Source organism: Brevundimonas sp. (genome assembly GCF_965227765.1).
Lineage (GTDB): Bacteria > Pseudomonadota > Alphaproteobacteria > Caulobacterales > Caulobacteraceae > Brevundimonas.
Window position 1 is genome coordinate 720,065 of sequence record NZ_OZ245778.1, and the last position, 16,122, is coordinate 736,186.

Genomic DNA, 16,122 nt, shown 5'->3' on the forward strand with positions numbered 1-16,122 from the left:
CGATACCGGCAGCAGAACCTAAGACTGCTTGCGGCGCCCGCCGTTCAAGGCAAGTTAGCACCTGTCGTGCGACGCGGTAAGGATCGGTCTGCTGCGCCAGTTCCGCATCCAGCTCCGCCAACATGGCGGCCAAGGGTCCGTCGTTCATTTACGTTCTCCGATGTACCGACCCGGCAAACGTTGTGGCTCGGGACGGGGCCGATCGGCAAGCGATATGTTCGCTCTTTGTTCTAGTTATCGACAGACATCATTATACTTCTCGTCACCAAGCAACTCGACTCCCCAGCGGAGAGCGCTAGCGTGGCCGTTTCGAACAGGTTGCGCGGAGCAGACGGCATGGCGGCGAACGGAGTCAATTTGGACGCCCTGATTCCGCGGGAAGATTTCGCGGCGCCAACCGCCCCCCACAAGGGACAGCCAATCGGGACGATAGGCATGGGTATGCTGCGGGAAGAATTCTTCGCACAGAGCCTTAGAAAGCCTGACTTCCAGCGCGAGACAAGCAACTGGACTCCGCAGAAGATCGTAGATTTGGTTGCGGCATTCCTCGACGGCGATCTTATACCAGCTGTCATCCTTTGGCGCTCTGGCCAATATGTTTTCGTTATTGATGGTGCCCATCGGCTGAGCGCGATGCTGGCGTGGATTTATGATGACTACGGCGACAAGTCTCGATCTGTGAACTATTTTCAAAATCAGGTGCCAGAAGAGCAGAAGAGGTTGGCTGAACAGACCAGGAAGCTAGTCGAGACAAACATTGGAACCTACGCATCCTACGTCGACTCTAGCAAAACGCAGTACGCGAACGAGAAAAGCCGAGAGCGTGTGGGGATGATGAACACCAATGCGTTCGTTGCGCAGTGGGTGCCCGCGGGTGATGCGATTGGCGCGGAGAATTCATTCTTCAAGATCAATCAGGCCCCGACCCCGGTAGATCCGATTGAGAAGCGGATTCTTAGAGGGAGGCGCTCGGCTACGGCCATCGCGACCCGTGCCATCAACAGGGGTGGGGCAGGGCACAAATACTGGGCGGAGTATCCTCTCGAGATTCAACAGGAGATTGAGAGGGTCGGCAAGGCAGTTCATGACGCCTTGTATCTTCCCCCTATGGGTGGATCGCCAATCAAGAGTTCGGACGTGCCAGTTGGCGGACGGGGATACAGTTCTCTGCCTTTTGTGTTTGAACTAGTTAATCTGGTAAATGGCATCGGCCCGAAGGACCCGCTGATGGTCGATGCCGATGGTGCAAAGACCCTGCAATTTCTGCAATCGGTCCAAAAGCGTCTGGAGCGGGTAACGACGACTTCAGCCGCCGCGCTCGGCCTGCATCCCTTGGTGTACTTCTATACTCGCGGCGGAGCGTTTCAGCCGGTTGCCTTCCTCGCCGTCCTACAGGTCGTTCAAAAGCTCCATGACAAAGGTCAACTAAACGAGTTTACGCGAGTGCGACGGGCGTTCGAAGACTTTCTTGTCGCACGCAAAGAGGCGTTCACGCTCATCGTCAAAAACCTAGGTGCAGGTCATAGAAGTCGGCCGGCCCTCGAGGATTTTATGATGCTTGCGCTGGAAGGACTGTGGGCCGGTAAGGGCGAGAACGAGATTATATCGGGAATGGTCACGGACCACCGTTTTCGCTTTTTTTCGACCCCGGCCCCCATTCGAGAAAGCGTGGCGTCGAAGCGAAACTTCAGCAGCAGCACCAAGTCTGCGGCGTTCGTGAGCGAACTTGTCCAAAGCGGTGCCCGCTGCGGCATCTGCAACGGCCTCCTCCATCGCAATTCCATGACGACTGATCACGTCGAGCGGAAGGCCGACGGAGGCGGCGCGCACTCTGGCAATGCTCAGGTCACCCATCCATATTGCAATACCACCTATAAGGAAGCGTCAGCTAAGTCGGATTCGCTCGGTGCTTGACCGGAGGTCGCAGAACCTTAGCCAGAGCGGCCTCACCACCGGTGAGGCTTGGTTCGCCAGCGGCTTCTAAATCGCGCAAGGCCTGACAGATCCGCTCCGATTGCCTCGGGTCGGTTTGCACGGGTTGGGCTTCCTGTCCGTTATTACAGCTCAGCCACTGTTCGATAAGTTCGACGGCGGCCGACGACACACAGCACCTCCCGCATCGCGCGATCTTGTTGCTCTCAGCCCACACTTCGGCCCGCCTCTATCAAGGCAAGAGAGCGGGTCACCTCGCCGCCCGCCAATCCCAAGGCATCTGAAACTCCCCGGCCCACATGCCCTTGCGCCCTTCCTGGGCGTCGAACTGCTGTTCGGAGTGCTCTCCGTCGCTGTACCGCGGGAAGTCGACGGCCCAGCCTGATCCAACCATCCAGCCGCCAAGGTCGCGCCTGAAGGTCGGATTGGTGCAGTCGGCGTCTTCGCACGGAGCAGTCACCTCGCAGCGGGCCACAATGCGCCGGTAGCGGTCTGGTCGGCCTTTCGGCTCGCAGGTAACCGGCTGGGCACTGATGTAGACCGCGAGCTGGTTAGCCGCTTCCTGGCCGCACCGGTACGTCTCCTGGCCCCTAGTGCAGGTCTGCCGACCCTCCGGCGCGTCGATCCCCCAGATGCGGATCCGCTGGCCGTGGATTTCGATTGTGTCGCCGTCGATGACGGAGGCGCGGCCGACGATGGCGGACGGTTCAGGAGGGAGGGCGATCATCAGAACACTGCCAGCGGTTAGTCCATGCCGAGCGGATAGATCGGGGTCTGAAGCCGCGTCTTTCGCAAGGCAATCAAGGTCTCTCCATCCCGACAGAATCCTTAAAGAAGGCCGCACACTCAATTTCGGTGGACGGACAAGTTCGCTCGAACAGAATTCGGATCAGGCTTCTTGCTCCAGCAACCCTTCTATAGAAGTCTTCCTCTTCAGCGCGAACCACAGGGTTGGAATAGGCACGCTGCAGAGCATGGCTTACGGCGATTGCCTCTGTGGGACATAGGTCTAGGGCAAGCTCATTCGCAGTCTCGGCTGTCTCAGCCGTCCTGGCTGTAAACACCGCTGCTCTCTCCGCACATCGGGCCCACTCGACACTTGCGGTTCGCAGTTCAACATCGGGTGCTGCGACTTGCATGGCGAGGATCGTCAGCGGAATGATCATAGGCCGACCCTCCCGCTTACGTTGCCCACGAACGCCGTTGCATGGCGGCGATAACCTAGAAGGACGCGCACGTCGCGGTGCCGAGTCTGCCGCATCACGTCCTCCGCGGTCAGGCCGGCTGCGAAGGCCGAGGTCACCAAACCTGCACGAAGAGAATGGCCCGATGTTGATTTCGCGATAGCGAGAGCTTCCCCAGACGTTGCTCCGGCGCTCAAGCTTGCAGCAGAAGCCCGCTGCTTGAGAATGCGCGACACGCTGCCGTCCGTTAGGCGTTCACCTAAAGCGCCCGCCCTGCTGATGGATCGGAACACAGGCCCATCGCCGCCCGCTCGCCCACGCCACGCCTCCAGGGCGACAACAGGACAGGTCGATGCAAATGCGCCTCGGCAGATCGCAACCTCCTCCAAAGCGCCCAGTTGGTTCGTTTTGGAGCGACGGAGGTGCAGACGGAGGCCTTGAGGTGCCTCCTCGATCCATCCGCCACCCGTGCCCGCGTTTGTCCAATCCAGGCCTACTAGTTCAGAGCGGCGGAGGGCTCCCGCGAATCCAAGCAGTATTAGGGCCCGGTCGCGAACGCCGCGTAAGGAGTTCGAGCACTCAGTCGCCATCTCTCGAACCTCGGTCACTTCAATCGGCCGGGCCAATGACGCGGGCGCGCCAATGTCCCGCCGAATGCCCCGTAGAACAGATGCGAGTGGCTCCTCTCTTACAGACAGCGGAGCTTTGCCAGCCGTACGAAGCCAATGGTTGATGGATGCTAGCCGACGGCGGATCGTAGCAACCTTCGCGCCGCGTCGAGCGAGTTGGTCGAGGTATATCGACACGCTTGCCGACGTCGGCTCGGACGGCAGGCCCAGCGCCAGACAGGCTGCTTCGAAATCGCGCCAGTCCGATGCGTAGGCACGGCGAGTATTGGCGGAGCGCGCGTGGCGGGCGCGGTCAGCCGCCAAGCTGGCAATGGCGCGTGGTAGCGATGTGGTAGCGGAAGCTTCCAGCGGGGTGGTAGCGGGAGGCTCAATTCCCCCGAGAAGTGTGGTGCCGCTTAGGTGACTCGAACACCTGACCCCATCATTACGAATGATGTGCTCTACCAGCTGAGCTAAAGCGGCTTAAACCCTACTATTCCACTACTAGACTTGACCGCCCAAACCCAACTGACTGGAACCACAACGGAAATAGGGGGCGACCCGCTACTTACGAATGATGTGCTCTACCAGCTGAGCTAAAGCGGCCCTAGCGTCGGGCGTGGCCCGGCGCGGAGGAGGGCTCTTTATACGGGGGATACGGCCTTGCCAAGCGTTCCCAGCAGGCTGTCTTCATCCGGGTGCGGTGCGGCGTGCACGGCGGTGACAGAGCGGGCCGTCAGGGGCGCAGCCGCGGCTTCGGAAATGGCGATGCAGAACAGGCCGGGGGCGCCGGCTGTCGCGGCCAGGCGGGCCGCTAGGGCGCGGCCGGCGCGAGGCGAGTGGATCAGGACGGCGGCGCAGGCGTCGGGCGTCGGGATGTCTGTCTCCATGGCTTCATAGACCGGCAGGCGGCGCACTGTGGGCGCCGGGCCGACGGCTTGGGCCAGGTCTCCGGCGGGTTCGCGCGCGCCGATGTTCAGGACGACGGCGTCAGCAGGGAAGTTTTGCGCGCGGATCAGGCCGGCCAGGGCGATCAGGTCGCCGGCGGCGGAGGCGACATCGGTGAAGCCCTGGTCGATGGCGGCGGCTGCGGTGGCGTCACCGACCGCCAGGACGGGATGGCTGCGGTCGGGGCTGAGGGCGGCGAAGGCGGCGACGCCGTTCGGACTGGTAAAGGCCAGGGCCGTGACGCCGGTCAGGTCGGGTTCGGGCTGGGGCAGGGGGCGGATGGCCAGGAGCGGCGCGATCACCGGCTGGTAGCCCATCGCCGTCAGGCGGGCGGCGGTGCGCGCGGCGCCGGGCTGGGCGCGGGTGATCCAGACGCGCGGCTCCTTGCCGGTCGGAGCGGGGGTGGCGGCCTCGGTCAGGGCTGGGCCTGTTGATCGCTGACTTGCTGATCGCTGACCTGTTGATCGCCGGCCATGGCGTGGACCTGACCGCCCAGGGTCTCGCCCAGCGTCCGGGCGCCGGCCTCGGCGTCGGCGGCGTGGATGTCGCCCAGGGTCCCCGACCGGCGCCAGCGGGCCGAACCGTCAGGGCTCAGCATCTCGGTGGTCAGCAGCAGATGGCCGTCGCCGAAGGTAGCGTGGGCGCCCACGGCGGTGCGGCAGGAGCCCTCCAGCGCCGTCATGGCGCCGCGTTCGGCAGCGATGGCCAGGGCCGTCATGGGGTGGTTCAGGGCCTGCACCCAGGCGGCGTTGTTTTCGCCCTCGCGGGTCTGGATGGCCAGGGCGCCCTGGCCCGGCGCGGGCAGGAAGGCGTCGAGCGACAAGCGCTCGCGGATGGCTTCGGACCGACCCAGCCGATTCAACCCGGCGGTGGCCAGAAGGATGGCGTCGAACTCGCCCTCGGCCTCACGGCGCAGGCGGGTGTCGATATTGCCGCGCAGCATCTCGATCTTCAGGTCGGGGCGCAGGGCCAAGGCCTGGGCCTGGCGACGCAGGGATGCCGTACCCAGGCGCGCGCCAACGGGCAGGGCGTCAAAGGATTCATACTGGCTGGAGATGAAGGCGTCGGTGGCGTCCTCGCGCTCAGGGATGGCGGCGATCATCAGGCCGGGGGGCTGTTCGGCGGGAACATCCTTCATCGAGTGGATGGCGACGTCGATGCGGCCGTCCAGCAGGGCCTCTTCGATTTCCTTGGTGAACAGGGCCTTGCCGCCGACTTCCAGCAGGCGCCGGTCCTGGATCCGGTCGCCGGTGGTGACGATCTCGACCAGGGGAACCTTGTCCAGCGACAGGCCCATGGCGTCGGCGATGGCGCGCTGCATCATGCCGGACTGGGCCAGGGCCAGCATGGAGCGGCGGGTGCCGATGCGGATGGCCTTGGCGGCGGGGAAAGACATGGGCGTTGCGCGGGTCCTGCGGGGTCGCTACCTCGACCCCATGAATACGGGTGCGGACTATAGCAGCGAGCCGACAGCGGCAACCGAGACGGCCCCCGACGCGACGGGTTTGGCGGACCTGATCGTGCTGGGAATCGAGACCAGTTGCGACGAGACGGCGGCTTCGGTCGTGCGCCTGACGCCGGACGGCGCGGCGACGGTCCTGTCGTCGGTGGTGCACAGCCAGATCGACGACCATGCGGCCTATGGCGGGGTGGTGCCCGAGATCGCCGCGCGCAGTCATGTGGAGATGATCGCCGGCGTCACCGAGCGGGCGATGGCCGAGGCGGGCCTGGGCTATAAGGGCCTGAGCGGCGTGGCGGCGACGGCGGGGCCGGGACTGGTCGGCGGGGTCATGGTGGGGCTGAGCTTTGGCAAGGCGGCGGCCCTGGCGCGGGGTCTGCCCTTCGTGGGGGTCAACCATCTGGAGGGTCATGCGGTCTCGGCGCGGCTGGGCGAGCGGGTCGAATACCCCTTCCTGCTGCTGCTGGTCTCTGGCGGGCACTGTCAGCTGCTGGAGGTGCGGGGCATCGGCGACATGAGCCGGCTGGGGACGACCATCGACGATGCGGCCGGCGAGGCCTTCGACAAGATCGCCAAAGCCATGGGGCTGGGTTACCCCGGCGGACCGGCGCTGGAGCGGCTGGCGGCCAAGAGCAAGGAATGGGGCGGAGATGGCTCGCGCTTCGACCTGCCGCGCGCCCTCTTGGGACGCAAGGACTGCGACTTTTCCTTTTCGGGGCTGAAGACGGCGGCCTCGCGTCTGGCCCAGACCTGCGAGACGGATCAGGACCGGGCCGACCTGGCCGATGCGGTGCAGAACGCCATCGCCCGCCAGCTGTCCGAGCGCTCGGAGCGGGCGATGAAATCCTATGCCGAGACCCATGACCACCGTCTGTTTGTGGTGGCGGGCGGGGTGGCGGCCAACAAGACGGTGCGGCGGACGCTGGAGGCGACGGCGGCCAAACACGGCTTCGGCTTCCTGGCGCCGCCCATGGCCTATTGCACCGACAACGCCGCGATGATCGCCCTGGCCGGGGCCGAGCGGTTGCAGCGCGGACTGGTGTCGGACATCGACATGGCGGCGCGACCGCGATGGCCGCTGGACGAAGCGCGCGCGCTCAGCGAACCTGTGCATCCGGCGAGCCGCAAGGGCGCCAAGGCGTAAAGCCTCAAGCAGGCCTGCTCCGCGAGCAGGGCGATAGGCGACGAAAGATGGAGTTTTGATGGCTTTCGGTTCGGCAGGCGTGATCGGCGCGGGCGCATGGGGCACGGCCCTGGCTCAGGTGGCGGCAAGGGCGGGGCTGGACGTCCTGTTGCAGGCGCGCGAGCCCGAGGTGATCGAGAGCATCCGCGCCCGCCGGGTCAACGAGGCCTTCCTGCCCGGCGTCGAGCTGGACGAGGGCGTGAAGGTGACGGGCGACTTGGCTGACCTGGCCGGGTGCGACCTGATCTTGGCCGTGCCGCCGGCCCAGCATCTGCGTGGCGTCATGACGGCCTTTGCGCCCCACTATCGGCCCGGCGTTCCCATCATCCTGTGCGCCAAGGGCATCGAGCGCGGCTCGCTGAAGATGATGACCGAGGTGCTGGCCGAGACCATCCCGAACGCCACGGTCGCCGTGCTGTCCGGCCCCAGCTTCGCCGCCGACGTGTCGCGCGGCCTGCCGACGGCGGTGACCCTGGCCTGCGAGGACGCGGAACTGGGCGAGGCCTTGATGGAGGCCCTGTCGGGTCCGGCCTTCCGGCCCTATCTGGCGTCGGACCTGATCGGGGCCGAGGCGGGCGGGGCGCTGAAGAACGTGCTGGCCATCGCCTGCGGCATCGTCGAGGGCCGGGGCCTGGGCCGCAGCGCCCATGCGGCCCTGATCACGCGCGGCTTCGCCGAAATGACCCGGCTGGCCGTGGCCATGGGGGGGCAGGCCGAGACCGTGGCGGGCCTGTGCGGCCTGGGCGATCTGGTGCTGACCTGTTCCAGCCCCCAATCGCGCAACATGAGCCTGGGCCTGGCCCTGGGGCAGGGGCAGACGGTGGAGCAGGCCCTGGCGGGAAAACGTTCCGTCGCTGAAGGCTATGAGAGCGCGCCCGCGGTGCGCGAACTGGCCGCGCGGCTGGGGGTGGAGACGCCGATCAGCGAGGCCGTGGCGGCGGTCCTGGCCGGCGAGACCACGGTGGATGCGGTGATCGAGGGCCTGCTGTCGCGTCCGCTGAAGGTCGAGCGGGAATAGTGTCCGAAACCGCAGAGCCGCAAGCCCTGGCCGCCGAGCGAAAGCGCGTCTGGACCACCCCCGCCAATGTCGCCCTCTGCGCCGAGGCCGACATCGCCGATCCGGGGTCGCGCGGCTTCGTGCTGCAGATTGGCGAGGCCTTCTTCCACGGCTTCGTGGTCCGAAAGGGCGGCGAGGTGGCGGGCTGGGTCGATCGCTGCCCCCATGCGGGATTTCCCATCGCCATCGAGATGGATCGCTACCTGACCCCGGACGGGAGCCTGGTCCTGTGCGGCTGGCATGGGGCGGTGTTCGAGCCGATCAGCGGCAAATGCGTCGGCGGCCCCTGCGCGGGCGGCAAGCTGACGCCCTGGCCGGTTCAGGTCAGCGGCGGAATCATCCGCACCGCCTGACCTGCTCTAGCGCTTCAGGCGCTTGGCGTTGGCGACGGCGGTGTCGTGGATGGGCTTGAGCGCGTCGGCCTGGGCCTTGAGCCATTCGGTGTTCAGGATCAGCATCTGGCCGGCGGCGCGGCCCCACCAACCCATGGCGTAGTCGTACTGGACCGCAGCGAAGGCGGCCGGGCTGGCGGCGTGGGCCATCGAGGACGCCGCCTTCGACGCCAGGGCCAACTCGTCCGAGGCCGATTGCGACAAGCGCGCGCCGAGGTCGCCCAGATTGCCCGCCAGGGTGGCGGCGGAGGCCGACAGGGCCTCGACCTTTTCCGAACTCATCAGCGACATCTCGGCCAGATCGGCCTTGGCCGGATTGGCCAGACCGGCGGCCAGGATCTCAAGGCGGGCGGCGATGACGTCGCTGGCCGCCTGCATCATCTCGCCGCTCGCCGTGGCGGTGGAGGCGGCGGACCGCGCGTTTCGACCGACCTTGCGGGTGTCGGACAGGAAACGATCGAGCTGGGTCTGGGCGGTCATGGGGCGAGCTTGGGCCTCGGTTGGCGCTACGGCAAGACTTCGTTGGTGAAGGCGGCCACGTCGCGGATCAGGCCGGGGGCTGCGGCGTCGATGATCTGCTGGCCCTTCTGCGGGCTGGCCTGGGCGGGATCGGAGCCGATCCGGCCGTCGGGGAAGCGGGCGCGGTAGTCCAGGGCGTCGCGGATCGGACCATTGGGGGCGATCTTGGGCGAATATTCCGCCGTCTTGATGCGGTCGGGATAGGCGGCCTGGGTCACGGCGATCTCGGAAGGGGTAGCGTGGGCGCCGTGGCCGGTCGGAAACAGCGAGTTGCACAGGCTCATGACGCCCGGCAGCTCCCACCAGTTCTTTAGCTTCAGCACGAAGGGGGCGGGCGTCCCGGCATAGGATAGCTCGGCGTAGATCTGGCTGAAGGTCGCCTCGATGGTGGCGACATTGCCGCCGTGGCCATTCAGAAAATAGATCCGCTCGAACCCGTGGCGGCTCAGGGACTGCACCCAGTCGGTGATCGCGGCCATGAAGGTGGAGGGGCGCAGCGAGATGGTCCCGGCGAAGGCCAGGTGATGCTGGGCCATGCCGATGTTGAAGGTGGGGGCCACGATCAGGCTGTCGTCGGTTTTCTCGGCGGCATGGGCGATGATCTCGGGGCAGAGCCAGTCGGTGCCCAGAAGGCCGGTCGGGCCGTGCTGCTCGTTCGAGCCGATGGGCACGACGATGGTCCTGGCGCCGCCCGCGATACGGGCGTCGATCTCGGGCCAGGAGGACAGGTGGATCAGCATGGAAGGCTCCGCAACAGGACCGACCGCATATAGGGGCTCGGCCTCAGACCGCGAAGGCCCTGATGAAACGACGCGCGGCCTCGCGGGCGCGGGCCTGGTGGTCCCTTTGCGGGTGGGCGATGCCCAGGAAGGTCCGCAGGTGGCCGTGGCCCAGGGTCATGCCGGTGAACATCTCGGCCGCGATATCGGGATCGGGGACCGACAGGAGACCAAGCCGATCCTGTTCGGCCAGCCAGGCCGACAGGCGACGCAGGCTCTCGCCGGGGCCGCCGTCGTAGATGGCCTGGGCCAGATCCGGCGCGGCGGGGGCCAGCAGGGCGACGCCGCGCATGGACTCGCCCTTGGCCGGGCTGCAGATCTTGTCCAGCACCGCCTTTGCGAAGCCCGTCAGCACGGTTTCGGGATCGCCCCCGCTGCGCAGCGGCGCGGTGATGGCGTCTGAGCGGCGGCTGGCCAGGGCGCGGGCGATCTCGCTCTTGGAGGGAAAGCGGTTGTAGAGGGTCTGTTTCGACACCCCCGCATGGCGCGCGATCTCTTCCATGGTGACGGCGCCGCCCCGTTCGGCGAACAGGACCGCAGCCGAGGCCAGGATGGCCTCGCTCTTTCGCGGATCGATCTGGCCGGCGATCCTGGGCATCAGCGAACGCCCATCAGTGGGCGTCCATCGGCGGCGCGCCGGCCTGCGGCTTCACCGGCTTGGCCAGCAGGGTGATGAAGGCGGCGAAGGCGCAGCCGATGGCCAGCATGGCGAAGGCGTCGCCAAAGGCCAGGGTCGTCGCCTGTCGCTGCAGGATGCCATAGACGGCCTTCATCGCCGCGCCTTCTGGGTTGATGGACGAAGCCATCATCGACTGCATCCCCGACAGCATGTCGGTCATCTGGGTGCTGGTCTGGCTGATCCTTGAGGTCAGCTCGCCCATGTGGATGGCGGTGTTGGTGGTCAGCGAGGTGTTGAGGAAGGCCAGGCCAAAGGCGCCGCCCACGTTCCTGAACAGGTTCACCAGGCCCGAGGCGTTCTTGACCATATGCGGCGGCAGGGTGGACATGGTCACCTGCTGCGAGGCGATCATGGCGATCATGACGCCCGAGCCGCGCATCGCCTGCACGCCTGCGAACTGCCAGAAGCCCCATTCGGTGGTGACCGCATGGGCGTCCCACATGCCCCAGGCCGCCATCATGAAGCCGCCGAACATCAAGAGGCGGACGTCGACCTTGCGCACCAGCCTTCCTGCGAAGGGGGCGGTGGCGAACATGGCCAGACCCGAGACGATCATGGTGGTGCCGACCTCGGCCGGCGAATAGTCGCGCACCCGCGCCAGGAACAATGGCAGCAGGAAGGTGCCGCCGAACAGGGCGGCGCCGACGGTGAAGGTCATCACCACCCCGACCATGAAGTTGCGATTGGTGAAGGCGCGCAGTTCGACGATCGGATTGCGATAGGCCAGCGACCGCCAGACGAAGGCCGGGCCGGTGATGGCGGCGATCACGCTGAGCAACAGGATCATGTCGTCGGCGAACCAGTCGTCCTTGGACCCTTCTTCCAGCACGAATTGCAGGCTCATCAAGAAGACGGCCATCAGGGCCAGTCCCCACCAGTCGAACCCGACCTTCAGCGAGGGATCGCCCTTGTCGAAATTGGCGTAGCGGCCGACCAGGAACAGCACCAGCATGCCGGGCACGACGTTGATGAAGAACAGCCAGCGCCAGCTGAGCCACTCGGTCAGGTGACCGCCCAGGGTCGGGCCGACGGTGGGCGCCAGGGTGACGATCAGGCCCATGACGATGGAGGCGGTGATCCGCTTGTCCGGCGGGAAGGCGGTGAAGGCCACGGCGAAGACGGTCGGGATCATGGCTCCGCCGACGAAGCCCTGAAGGGCGCGGAAGAAGATCATCATGTCGATGGAGTTCGACAGTCCCGTCGCCACGCTCATCAAAAGGAAGCCCGAGCAGGAAACGAGGAAGACCTTCTGGGTGCCCCACAGGCGCGACAGGTATCCCGACAGGGGGATCATCACGACCTCGGGGATCAGATAGGCCGTCTGGATCCAGCTGATCTCATCGGCCGAGGCGCCGATGCCGGCCTGGATCTGGGGCAGGCTGGCGGCGACGATCTGGATGTCGAGAATGGCCATGAACTGGCCGATGACCATCCCGGCGAAACCCAGCAGCAGGAAGGTCCAGTTGATCTTGGCCTGATCTTGGGGCGGATCAGAAGGCGGCGCGCCGACCGTGGCGACGTCGCCCCCCGCAGGGGGCGCGGCGGCTGTCACTGGGTCGCCACGGTCTGGGTGGCCGCGGTGTTGGCGTCGGCCAGGCGCGTCTGGCCCAAAGCCGACTCGGCGAAGCTGGTCGTGCCCTCGCTCTTGAGGTCCACCTTGACCTCGACCGACAGGCCGGGTCGCAGGGCGGCGCCGCCTGCAGCATGATCGACGACGATGCGGACAGGCACGCGCTGGGTGATCTTGGTGAAGTTGCCCGTCGCGTTCTCGACCGGGATCAGGGCGAACTGCGAGCCGGTGGCGGGGGCGAAGCTGTCGATGCGGCCGGTCAGGTGCTGGCCGGGAAAGGCGTCGGCGCTGATCTCTACCGTCTGGCCCAGACGCAGGCGATCCAGCTGGGTCTCCTTGAAGTTGGCCACGATATAGGTGTCGCCCAGGGGCACGATCGACAGCAGCTGCCCGCCGGGGCGGACATACTGGCCGGGGCGCACGCCGCGGGCGCCGACGACGCCGGATGTGGCGGCGCGGATCACCGTGCGGTCCAGGTTGATGCGGGCGGCCTCGACCTGGGCGCGGGCCTGATCGACGGCGGCGACCGACTGGTTGCGGGTCGAGCCGAGGACGGCGGCGGTGCGCTGTTCGGCGACCAGGGCGGCCTGGGCCTGAGCCACAGTGGCGGAGGCCGATGCGGCGCCGGCCTGTTCGGTCTGGATGCGTTGCTGCGAAACCCAGCCCTGTTCAGCCAGCTTGCCGTAGCGGTCGACCTGGGCGCGGGCCAGACCGGCCTGGGCCTGGGCCTGCTGCACCCCGGCGGCGCGGGAGGCGACCATGGCCTGCTCCTGGGCGGCGCGGGCGTCGACATTGTCGACGGCGGCCAGCAGGGCGGCCAGGTTGGCCTCGGCCGCCATCAGGGCGGCGCGGGCGTCGGCGTCGTCCAGCCGGACCAGGACCTGACCGGGTTCGACGCGCTGGTTGTCGCTGACCAGCACCTCTTTGACGTAGCCCTCGATCTGGGGGCTGACCAGGGTGGTGTCGGCCTGGACGAAGGCGTTGTCGGTCGCCTCCCAGCGCTGCTTGCCCTGCCACCAGATGAAGCCGCCGATGATGAGGACGATCAGGACGACCCCTGCGGCGATCAGCGGCAGGCGTTTTTTGACGGTGGGGGAGAGGGCCATGGTCGGTCGGGCTCGGATCAGGGTTCGGGGAAGAACGGGCTGTAAAATGGACTAGATCGTCCAAAAATCAATAACGACTTGTGCGACGCAATGAACACGTCATGTTTCCGCGTGTTTTACGCTCCATGACCCGCATCAGTTTCCTGCCAGCAGACGTCGATGTCGTCGTGATCGGAGCCGGGGCTGCGGGCCTGGCCGCCGCGCGCCGGCTGGCGGCGACCCACCTGTCCGTCGTCGTGCTGGAGGCCCGCGACCGCATCGGCGGGCGGGCGCACACGGTTCCGCACCGGCTGACCCGCCATCGCGGCGGCAGTCTGGAGGTCGGCCTCGACATGGGGGCGGGCTGGCTGCATTCGGCCGACGAGAACATCATGCAGGCCATGGGCCGCGCCGCCGGCTTCACCATCGACGAGACGCCCCCGCCGTGGCGCTCGGCCGCGCTTAACCTGGGCCTCAGCGACAAGGACATGGCCGCGTTCGGCGCCGCGTTCGAGGCCTTCGACGAACGGGTCACGGCCTCGGTCGCCGAGGGGCAGGACCGCCCGGCCTCCGACCTGTTCGCCGCCGCCGACAGCGACGAGGGCCGCTGGAACGCCCGGATGGACGCCGTCTGCGGCGCCCTGAACGGCGCGCGTTTCGATCAGGTCTCCAGCGCCGACTACGACGCCTATCGCGACACCGGGGTCAACTGGCGGGTGGGCGAGGGCTATGGCCGACTGGTGTCGCACCTTGGCCGGGACGCGCCGGTGGTGCTGGACTGTCCGGTCATGCGGATCGACCGGACCGGGGCGCGGCTGGTCGTCCACAGCCAGGGGGGCGTGGTCGAGGCGCGGGTGGTGATCCTGACCGTGCCGACCAGCCTGCTGGCCGCCGAGGCCATCCGGTTCGATCCGCCTCTGCCCGCACTGGCCGAGGCGGCGGCGGGCGTACCCCTGGGACTGGCGACAAAGCTGCACATGACGGTGACGGGAGCTGCGGACTTCGCCGCCGACAGCCAGCTGTGGGGCCGCACCGACACGGCCCAGACCGGCGCCTATCACCTGAGGCCGTTCGGGCGGCCGATGATCGAAGGCTATTTCGGCGCGGACCTGGCCTGGGGGCTGGAAGCCGAGGGCGAGGCCGCCTTCTTCGACTTCGCGGTGGGCGAGATGGTCGGTCTGCTGGGCTCGGATTTCAGGAAACGCCTGACGCCCGTCGCGACCTCGATGTGGGGGGCGGAGCCCTGGTCGCGCGGAGCCTATTCCCACTGTCTGCCCGGCCATGCGGGCGACCGGGCACGGCTGAAACAGCCGGTCGAGAACCGCATCTTCATCGCGGGCGAGGCCACCGCAGACGCCTTCTACGGCACGGTCCACGGGGCCTGGATGGAGGGCGAGAGAGCGGCGGTCGAGGCGATTGCGGCCCTGGGGCTGGACCGCTGGGATTCGGAACCGCGTCCTACGGAATAGGGGCGGGAACCGGCGGGCGGCGCTCGATCAGCCGGGCGAAGACGGCGCGGTAACGCCAGGCCAGCAGCGCGAACCAGACCGGCCAGATGCTGCCCCAGACATAGTTGTGGGTCAGGAACCAGTGGAAGCCCGCGATGGTGAAGACTGGCGCGCCCAGCAGGATCAGCCCGACCGGCGCCGTGCGGTCGAACAGCATGGCGACCCCGCCAATGAACAGGGCGACGATCAGGGCGGGCGTCATGAAGCCGGTGGCGTCCAGCGCCTGGGTGAACTGGGCGGCGGCGGGCAGGGCCTCGGGCGGATGATGGCCGCCGAACTTCACGATCACCATGATCGGCGAATAGATGAAGAAGATCCCGAACAGGACCCGGGCCGTTGTCCAGGCGATCTGACCTATTTTCATGGGCCGAGGTTACGCCTCGCAGCGTCTGGCGCAACGCCGATCTTTCATCCCGATTGCGCGGCCTCTTTCGCTGTGACGCCGGACGGGCGACAAGCGCGGGGATGGCTCGATCCGTGAAACCCAAGATGCTGAAACCGTCGGCCCGAAAGCCCCTTGCCCCCAAACGCCCGTCGATCATGACCGGCGCGGCGATCCCGACCTGGGGTTGGCCCCCCGACGAGGATCGGGTCGAAGACATCTTCGAGCGGCTGGCCCGGATCATGCCCGAGCCCAAGACCGAGCTGACGTTTCACAACCCCTATACGCTGGTGGTCGCCGTCGCCCTGTCGGCCCAGGCGACGGACGTCTCGGTCAACAAGGCGACCGACAGGCTGTTCAAGGTCGCCGACACTCCGGCGAAGATGCTGGCCCTGGGGGAAGAGGGATTGGTCCCCTTCATCGCCTCCATCGGCCTGTATCGCGGCAAGGCCAGGAACGTCATCGCGCTCAGCCGCATCGTTCAGGAACAGTATGGCGGCGAGGTCCCCCTGACCCGCGAGGGGCTACAGGCCCTGCCTGGCGTGGGGCGAAAGACCGCCAGCGTGGTGCTGAACGAACTGGGCATCGAGGCCGCCATCGCGGTGGACACCCACGTCTTTCGCGTCTCGCACCGACTGGGCCTGGCCAACGCAGCGACCCCCGACAAGGTCGAGGCCCAGCTGTTCAAGGTCGTGCCCGAAGCCTTCCTGCCCAAGGCCCACCACTGGCTGATCCTGCACGGCCGCTATACCTGCACGGCCAGGAAGCCCAACTGTCCGGGCTGCGTGATCAGTGACCTCTGCCCCTCGCGAGCGGGGTTGATGGCGGGGGTCTAGG

At 66.9% G+C, this 16,122-nt stretch carries 16 protein-coding genes and 1 tRNA gene; 6 read left to right on the forward strand and 11 right to left on the reverse strand.

Going from position 1 to position 16,122, the window contains the following annotated elements:
- Positions 1-300 precede the first annotated feature (300 nt).
- Positions 301-1,914, forward strand: coding sequence for a GmrSD restriction endonuclease domain-containing protein (locus tag ACO05L_RS03565; protein WP_421730801.1), 1,614 nt, complete (start codon positions 301-303; stop codon positions 1,912-1,914).
- A 268-nt stretch (positions 1,915-2,182) separates the two neighbouring features.
- On the opposite strand, the gene ACO05L_RS03570 is transcribed toward ACO05L_RS03565, so the two are convergent.
- The 5 genes from ACO05L_RS03570 to hemC all read right to left on the reverse strand — a co-directional run bounded on the left by ACO05L_RS03570 (position 2,183) and on the right by hemC (position 6,068).
- On the reverse strand, positions 2,183-2,659 hold the full coding sequence (locus tag ACO05L_RS03570) for a thermonuclease family protein (RefSeq protein WP_421730802.1): 477 nt from the start codon (positions 2,657-2,659) through the stop codon (positions 2,183-2,185).
- Positions 2,660-3,094: 435 nt separating this feature from the next.
- Positions 3,095-3,706: a site-specific integrase gene (locus ACO05L_RS03575; RefSeq protein WP_421731623.1), complete on the reverse strand. Its 612-nt coding sequence runs from the start codon at positions 3,704-3,706 to the stop codon at positions 3,095-3,097.
- Between the two features lie 425 nt (positions 3,707-4,131).
- Positions 4,132-4,207, reverse strand: a tRNA-Thr gene (locus ACO05L_RS03580).
- A 161-nt stretch (positions 4,208-4,368) separates the two neighbouring features.
- Positions 4,369-4,974 carry a uroporphyrinogen-III synthase gene (locus tag ACO05L_RS03585; RefSeq protein WP_421730803.1) on the reverse strand — a complete coding sequence of 202 codons (606 nt, stop codon included), beginning with the start codon at positions 4,972-4,974 and terminating at the stop codon, positions 4,369-4,371.
- A 113-nt stretch (positions 4,975-5,087) separates the two neighbouring features.
- The gene (gene hemC / locus ACO05L_RS03590; RefSeq protein WP_421730804.1) at positions 5,088-6,068 is read right to left on the reverse strand and encodes a hydroxymethylbilane synthase; all 981 of its coding nucleotides are present in this window, start codon (positions 6,066-6,068) and stop codon (positions 5,088-5,090) included.
- Here hemC and tsaD point away from each other — a divergent pair.
- Genes tsaD through ACO05L_RS03605 form a run of 3 tightly spaced genes read left to right on the forward strand, consistent with a single transcriptional unit; the run spans position 6,067 to position 8,724 of the window.
- On the forward strand, positions 6,067-7,275 hold the full coding sequence (gene tsaD, locus ACO05L_RS03595; RefSeq protein ID WP_421730805.1) for a tRNA (adenosine(37)-N6)-threonylcarbamoyltransferase complex transferase subunit TsaD: 1,209 nt from the start codon (positions 6,067-6,069) through the stop codon (positions 7,273-7,275). The two genes, hemC and tsaD, sit on opposite strands and share 2 nt — an antisense overlap.
- Before the next feature lie 58 nt (positions 7,276-7,333).
- Positions 7,334-8,332, forward strand: a complete 999-nt coding sequence (locus ACO05L_RS03600) for an NAD(P)H-dependent glycerol-3-phosphate dehydrogenase (protein WP_421730806.1) — start codon at positions 7,334-7,336, stop codon at positions 8,330-8,332.
- Positions 8,332-8,724, forward strand: a complete 393-nt coding sequence (locus tag ACO05L_RS03605; RefSeq protein ID WP_421730807.1) for a Rieske (2Fe-2S) protein — start codon at positions 8,332-8,334, stop codon at positions 8,722-8,724. Before ACO05L_RS03600 ends, ACO05L_RS03605 begins: the two co-directional genes overlap by 1 nt.
- A 6-nt stretch (positions 8,725-8,730) precedes the next feature.
- Here the strand turns inward: ACO05L_RS03605 and ACO05L_RS03610 are convergent, their stop codons facing one another.
- Genes ACO05L_RS03610 through ACO05L_RS03630 form a run of 5 tightly spaced genes read right to left on the reverse strand, consistent with a single transcriptional unit; the run spans position 8,731 to position 13,416 of the window.
- A complete protein-coding gene (locus ACO05L_RS03610; RefSeq protein WP_421730808.1) occupies positions 8,731-9,243 on the reverse strand; it encodes a phasin family protein in 513 nt (170 codons plus the stop codon).
- Between the two features lie 26 nt (positions 9,244-9,269).
- The gene (locus ACO05L_RS03615; protein ID WP_421730809.1) at positions 9,270-10,022 is read right to left on the reverse strand and encodes a creatininase family protein; all 753 of its coding nucleotides are present in this window, start codon (positions 10,020-10,022) and stop codon (positions 9,270-9,272) included.
- 43 nt (positions 10,023-10,065) lie between these two features.
- Entirely contained in the window at positions 10,066-10,659 is a 594-nt protein-coding gene (locus ACO05L_RS03620; protein WP_421730810.1) for a TetR/AcrR family transcriptional regulator, read from the reverse strand.
- A gap of 13 nt (positions 10,660-10,672) precedes the next feature.
- Complete coding sequence (locus ACO05L_RS03625; protein ID WP_421730811.1) at positions 10,673-12,292, reverse strand: DHA2 family efflux MFS transporter permease subunit; 1,620 nt, start codon at positions 12,290-12,292, stop codon at positions 10,673-10,675.
- Positions 12,289-13,416, reverse strand: coding sequence for an HlyD family secretion protein (locus ACO05L_RS03630; RefSeq protein WP_421730812.1), 1,128 nt, complete (start codon positions 13,414-13,416; stop codon positions 12,289-12,291). The genes ACO05L_RS03625 and ACO05L_RS03630 overlap by 4 nt, the downstream gene beginning before the upstream one ends.
- A gap of 125 nt (positions 13,417-13,541) precedes the next feature.
- Here ACO05L_RS03630 and ACO05L_RS03635 point away from each other — a divergent pair, with 125 nt between their 5' ends.
- A complete protein-coding gene (locus ACO05L_RS03635; RefSeq protein ID WP_421730813.1) occupies positions 13,542-14,864 on the forward strand; it encodes a flavin monoamine oxidase family protein in 1,323 nt (440 codons plus the stop codon).
- Here ACO05L_RS03635 and ACO05L_RS03640 read toward each other — a convergent pair.
- Positions 14,854-15,267, reverse strand: coding sequence for a hypothetical protein (locus ACO05L_RS03640; protein ID WP_421730814.1), 414 nt, complete (start codon positions 15,265-15,267; stop codon positions 14,854-14,856). The genes ACO05L_RS03635 and ACO05L_RS03640 overlap by 11 nt on opposite strands.
- A gap of 125 nt (positions 15,268-15,392) precedes the next feature.
- Here ACO05L_RS03640 and nth point away from each other — a divergent pair, with 125 nt between their 5' ends.
- Positions 15,393-16,121, forward strand: a complete 729-nt coding sequence (gene nth / locus ACO05L_RS03645; protein ID WP_421731624.1) for an endonuclease III — start codon at positions 15,393-15,395, stop codon at positions 16,119-16,121.
- The last annotated feature ends 1 nt before the right edge of the window (position 16,122 follow it).